This window comes from Kitasatospora sp. NPDC057692 (assembly GCF_042799475.1).
In the GTDB taxonomy this organism is placed as follows: domain Bacteria; phylum Actinomycetota; class Actinomycetes; order Streptomycetales; family Streptomycetaceae; genus Kitasatospora.
This window is the reverse complement of record NZ_JBHVIV010000173.1, coordinates 1-6331: the sequence shown is the minus strand read 5'-3', so window position 1 is coordinate 6331 and position 6331 is coordinate 1. Positions and strand designations below refer to the sequence as shown.

Annotated in this window: 2 protein-coding genes; both read left to right on the top strand. The window is 72.9% G+C overall.

The annotated features are described in order from the left end of the window. On the top strand, positions 1 to 4125 hold a 4125-nt coding region (locus tag ACFVFS_RS40335), incomplete at its 5' end, for an SDR family NAD(P)-dependent oxidoreductase (protein ID WP_380630104.1). Further along, positions 4125 to 6331, top strand: a 2207-nt coding sequence (locus tag ACFVFS_RS40330) for a type I polyketide synthase (protein ID WP_380630102.1), incomplete at its 3' end; no start/stop codon positions are given. The genes ACFVFS_RS40335 and ACFVFS_RS40330, both read left to right, overlap by 1 nt.

Below are 6331 nucleotides of genomic sequence, written 5' to 3'. Positions count from 1 at the left end.
GTGGTGCCGCGTTCGGGGGAGGTGGCGTTCTACTCGACGGTGACCGGTGAGCGGATCGACACCGCGCTGCTGGATGCCGGGTACTGGTATCGCAACCTGCGGCAGACGGTGCGTTTCGAGGAGGTCACGCGGCTGCTGCTGGCGGACGGTTTCCGGTTGTTCGTGGAGTCGAGTGCCCACCCCGTCCTGGTCGTCGGCGTCCAGGAGAGCGTGGAGGCCTCGGGTGAACGCGCGGCGGTGATCGGGACGCTGCGGCGTCAGGACGGTGGTTGGTCGCGTTTGGTCGACTCCCTCGCCCAGGCCTGGGTGGCCGGTGCTCCGGTCGCCTGGAACCAGGTCCCGGCCCTCACCGCGGGCCGCATCGTCGATCTTCCGACCTACGCCTTCCAGCGTGAGCGCTACTGGCTGGAGGCACCGGCCGTCACCGGCGACGCCTCGGGCCTGGGCCTGCGGGTGGCCGGTCACGAGCTGCTGGGCGCGACCGTCGACCTGGCGGGCGAGGGCGGCGCCGTGTTCACGGGGCGTCTGTCCCTCACCGCGCAGCCCTGGCTCAGCGGCCACGCCGTCCTGGGCAGCGTCCTCCTCCCGGGCACGGCGTTCGTGGACCTCGCCATCGCGGCCGGCGACCACCTCGGCGCCGGACACCTCGAAGACCTCACCCTCCATGCACCCCTCGCCATCACGGGGAACGAAGGAGTCCACCTCCAGATCACCCTCACCCCCGACCACAACGACGGCTACGCGCTCGCCGTCCACTCCCGCCCGGAGAACGGCGAAGGCGTCTGGACCCGCCACGCGAGCGGTCGCCTGACGTCCGAGAGCGTCGCGCCCGTGCTCATCGAGGGTGCCTGGCCGCCGGCGGGTGCCGAGCGCATCGACCTCGACGGCCTCTACGAGCGTCTCGCCGACCGTGGCTACGCCTACGGCCCGCTCTTCCAGGGCCTGCACACCGCCTGGCGCCAGGACGGAGACCTGTTCGCGGAGATCGCCCTCCCCCAGGACGACACCGACACCAGCGGCTTCGGCCTCCACCCGGCACTCCTCGACGCCGCCCTCCACGCCCTCCTCCTGGACGAAGGGCCCGACCGAGTCGTGCTCCCGTTCGCCTGGAGCGGCGTCACCCTCCACGCGACCGGCGCCACCGCCCTGCGCGTCCACTGGCGGTCCACGGGCGAGAACACTCACGCCCTCACCGCCGTCGACCCCGCCGGCACCGCCGTCGTCACCGTCGACACGCTGACCGTCCGGGAGATCACCCCGGACCAGCTCGCTACCCCCACCACCACCAACGACCTCTACCAGCTCACGTGGACGCCGGCCACCAAGGCCACCGAGTCCGCCATCACCGCTGACCCGGTCGTCCTCGGCACCGAGACCTTCGGCCTCGACGCACCGCTCCACACCAACCTGGACACCGTGCCCGCGCACGCCCACCTCGTCCTCACCGTCGAACCGTCCACCACCGGTCCCGCCCACACCCACGAGGTCCTGACCCGCACCCTCGCCACCCTCCAGGCGTGGCTCGCCCACCCCGACCACACCGACGGCCACCTGACCATCGTGACGCGCCACGCCGTCACCACCCACCCCGCCGACCCGGCACCGGACCTGACCGCCGCCGCGATCTGGGGCCTGGCCCGCACCGCCCAGACCGAGAACCCCCACCGCATCACCCTCCTCGACCTCGACGACCAGCCCCTCACGGCCGACACCCTGGCCGGCGGACACGCCCAGGTCGCCCACCGCAACGACACCCCCCACACCCCCCACCTCGCCCCCGTCACCGACCAGGGAGTCCTGGCCGTACCGGAGGGGCCGGAGCCGTGGAGCCTCGACATGGAGGTCAAGGGGTCCCTCGACAGCATCTCGCTCAACTCCTTCCCGGAGGCGCTGAGTCCGCTGCAGCCGGGCCAGGTGCGGATCTCGGTGCGTGCGGCAGGCCTGAACTTCCGGGACGTCCTGGTCGCGCTGGGCATGGTGCCCGACGACGGCCGGGCGAAGGCCGGCGAGGTCGCTGGCGTGGTCACGGAGGTCGCGCCGGACGTCACCGGGTTCGCGCCGGGCGACCGGGTGATGGGCCTGCTGAGCACGGTGCTCGGGCCGATCGCGGTGACCGACCACCGCTGGATCACCCACATGCCGACCGGCTGGTCGTTCGCGCAGGCCGCCGCCGCGCCGGTGGTCTACCTGACGGCTTACTACGGCCTGGTGGACCTGGCCGACGTCCAGCGCGGCGAGTCGCTGCTGCTGCACGCCGCGACCGGCGGTGTGGGGCTGGCGACGCTCGAACTGGCCCGCCACTGGGGGCTGGAGGTCTTCGCGACGGCGAGCCGGGGCAAGTGGGGGACGCTCCGCGAGGCGGGGATCCCCGAGGACCACATCGCGTCCTCGCGCAGCCTGGACTTCGAGGAGGAGTTCCGCTCGGTCCTCGGCGACCGGGGGGTGGACGTCGTCCTCAACTCCCTCGCTCACGAGTACGTCGACGCCTCGCTGCGGCTCCAGCGCAGGGGCGGCCGCTTCCTGGAGATGGGCAAGGTCGACAAGCGCGACTCCGCGCAGATCGCCGAGCAGTACGACGGGGTGGCCTACCAGGTCTACGACCTCCTCGACGCGGGTCCGGAGCGGGTGCAGCAGATGCTGCGCGAGCTGCGGGAGCTGTTCGAGAGCGGCGTCCTCCGGCCGCTGCCGGTGACCACCTGGGACGTCCGGCAGGCGCCCGACGCCATCCGGTACTTCAGCCAGGCCCGGCACATCGGCAAGCTGGTGCTCGTCCTCCCGCAGCCGGTGCCGGCCGAGGGAACGGTCCTGATCACCGGGGCGACCGGCGTGCTCGGCGGCCTGGTGGCCCGCCATCTGGTGGCCGACCACGGTGTCCGGCGCCTGCTGCTGACCAGCCGGAGCGGCCTCGGGGCGCACGGGGCGGCCGAACTGGTCGCGGAGCTGGAGGAGTTGGGGGCGGAAGTCGCGGTCGCGGCCTGCGACGTCGCGGACCGCGAGGCGCTCGCCGGACTGCTGGCGGGCGTCCCCGCCGAGCACCCCCTCACCGCCGTCGTCCACACGGCGGGCGTCCTCGCGGACGGCGTCCTCGACGCCCTGACCCCGAAGGACCTGGAGACCGTGCTCCGGCCCAAGGTCGACGCGGCGTGGAACCTCCACGAACTCACCAGGGACCTGGACCTGTCGGCGTTCGTCCTGTTCTCCTCCGCGGCGGGCACGCTCGGTACTGCCGGGCAGGCCAACTACGCCGCCGCCAACGCCTACCTGGACGCGCTGGCCCAGCACCGCCGCGCCGGCGGGCTGCCGGCGCACTCGCTGGCCTGGGGCCTCTGGGCGCAGACCAGCAGCATGACGGCCCACATGGGCGAGGCCGACCTGGCCCGGATGAAGCGGACCGGCGTGCACGCCATCACCTCCGAGCAGGGCATGGCGCTGTTCGACGCGGCGCGGGGGTCGGTCGAGCCGGTGGTCGTCCCGATCCGGATCGACGTGGCGGCGATGCGCGCCACGATGGCACCGGAGGACGTCCCGGACGTCCTGCGAAGCCTGGTCCACACCACCACCCGGCGCAGCGTCAGCACCGCCCGGGCCGCCGGCGCCACCGGCGTCCCGCTCAAGGACACCCTGACCGGGCTGTCGGGCGAGGAGCAGCGCAAGACCCTGCTCGACCTGGTCAGGGCGCAGGCCGCCGCCGTGCTCGGCCACACCGATTCCGGCCGGCTGGACGAGGAGCGGGCGTTCAAGGAGCTCGGCTTCGACTCGCTGACCGCGGTGGAGCTCCGCAACCGCCTCGGAGCGGCCGCCGGCCTGAAGCTGCCCGCGACCCTGGTCTTCGACCACCCGACCCCCCGCCTGCTCGCCGACCACCTGCTGGACGCCCTCGCACCCGAGGCGGCGGACCTCTCCCGGAGCGTGATCGCCCAGCTGGACGGGATCGACGCCGCCCTCGGCTCCATCGAGGGTGACGACGACGCCCAGACGAGGATCGTCAGCAGGCTCCAGGCCCTGCTGTGGAAGTGGTCCGGCCCGACCGGCGCCGCGGACGAGGACACCGCGGAGGACGACCTGGACTCGGCCACCGACGACGAGCTCTTCGACGCACTCGACAATGAGATCGGAAACTTCTGATGGCGACGACCAATGAAGAAAAGCTCCGCGACTATCTCAAGCGCGCCACCGCGGACCTGCGCCAGGCGAACCGGCGCCTCCGCGACCTGGAGGCGAAGGATCAGGAGCCGATCGCGATTGTCGGGATGAGCTGCCGCTACCCGGGGGACGTCGAGTCGCCCGAACAGCTGTGGCGGCTGGTGGCCGAGGGCGCCGACGCGATCTCCGACTTCCCCGCCGACCGGGGCTGGGACCTGGAGAAGCTCTTCGACCCGGACCCGGAGACCCCCGGGACCTCGTACACCCGCAGGGGCGGCTTCCTGGAGCGGGCCGGCGACTTCGACGCCGAGTTCTTCGGCATCAGCCCGCGCGAGGCGGCGACCGCCGACCCGCAGCAGCGCCTGCTGCTGGAGACCTCGTGGGAGGCGTTCGAGCGGGCCGGAATCGACCCCGCCGCCGTCCGGGGCAGCGACACCGGCGTCTTCGTCGGCGTCATCGCCCAGGACTACGCGTCGCGGGCGGACGAGGTCCCGGACGAGTACGAGGGCTACCTGCTGACCGGCAGCACGACGAGCATCGCCTCCGGGCGCATCGCCTACACCTTCGGGCTGGAGGGCCCGGCGGTGACGGTGGACACGGCGTGCTCGTCCTCGCTGGTCGCCCTGCACCTGGCCGTGCAGGCACTGCGCCGCGGTGAGTGCGGCATGGCCCTGGCCGGCGGCGTCACCGTGATGGCCGCGCCGACCCTGTTCACCGAGTTCAGCCGCCAGCGGGGCCTCTCGGTGGACGGCCGCTGCCGCTCCTTCTCGGCCGACGCCGACGGTACGGGGTTCGCCGAGGGCGTCGGCGTGCTGCTCGTCGAGCGGCTGTCGGACGCGCGGCGGCTGGGGCACCCGGTGCTCGCGGTGGTGCGCGGCAGTGCGGTGAACCAGGACGGCGCCTCCAACGGCCTGACCGCGCCGAACGGTCCGTCGCAGGAGCGGGTGATCCGTCAGGCGCTGGCGAACGCCCGTCTCACGACGGCGGACGTGGACGTCGTCGAGGCGCACGGGACCGGCACGCGGCTGGGTGACCCGATCGAGGCGCAGGCGCTGCTGGCGACGTACGGGCAGGACCGGCCGGCGGAGCAGCCGCTGTGGCTCGGGTCGATCAAGTCGAACATCGGCCACACACAGGCGGCGGCGGGTGTCGCGGGCATCATCAAGATGGTGATGGCGATGCGGCACGGCGTGCTGCCGCGCACGCTGCACGCCGGCGAGGCTTCCCCGCACGTCGAGTGGGAGGCCGGAAGCGTCGAACTGCTCAGCGAGGCCCAGGACTGGCAGGACGCCGGGCGCCCGCGCCGGGCGGGTGTGTCGTCCTTCGGTGTGAGTGGGACGAACGCGCACGTGATCCTGGAGCAGGCGCCGGCTGTTGAGGAGGCTCCGGCGGCGGTCCCGTCTGTTCCTGGTGTGGTGCCGTGGGTGCTGTCGGGGCGTGGTGCGCGGGCTGTTGAGGGTCAGGCCGCACGACTGTTGGCGATTGCGAGCAGCCTGTCTCCTGCCGACATCGGTGTGTCTCTGGTGTCGTCGCGGGCGGTGTTCGAGGACCGTGCGGTGGTGCTGGGCGGGTCGGTTGCGCTGGCCGCGCTGGCGGAGGGTGCCGAGGCGCCTGGGCTGGTGCGCGGTCGCGCCGCCTCGGGTGGCCGTCTGGCGGTGCTGTTCACCGGGCAGGGTTCGCAGCGTGCCCGTATGGGCGCCGAACTCTACGAGACGCAGCCGGTGTTCCGGGCGGCGTTCGACGAGGCGAGCGCGGCGCTGGACGTGTTCCTGCCGCGGGCGTTGAAGGACGTGGTGTTCGCCGAGGGCGACGCCGATCTTGATCAGACGCTGTACACGCAGGCGGCGCTGTTCGCCGTCGAGACCGCCCTCTTCCACCTCGCGAAGGCCCATGGTGTGGAGCCGCAGGTGGTGGGCGGGCACTCGATCGGCGAGGTCACGGCCGCCCACGTCGCCGGTGTGCTGTCGCTGAGCGATGCGGCGCGTCTGGTGACCGCGCGGGGCCGGCTGATGCAGGCCGCCCGCGGCGACGGCGCGATGATCGCCGTCGAGGCCACGGAGGACGAGGTTCTTCCGCTCCTGGACGGCGAGATTTCGATCGCGGCCGTCAACGGCCCCACCTCCGTGGTGATCTCCGGCGACGCCGCGCGCGCCGAGGAGATCGCCGCGCACTTCTCCACCCTGGGTCG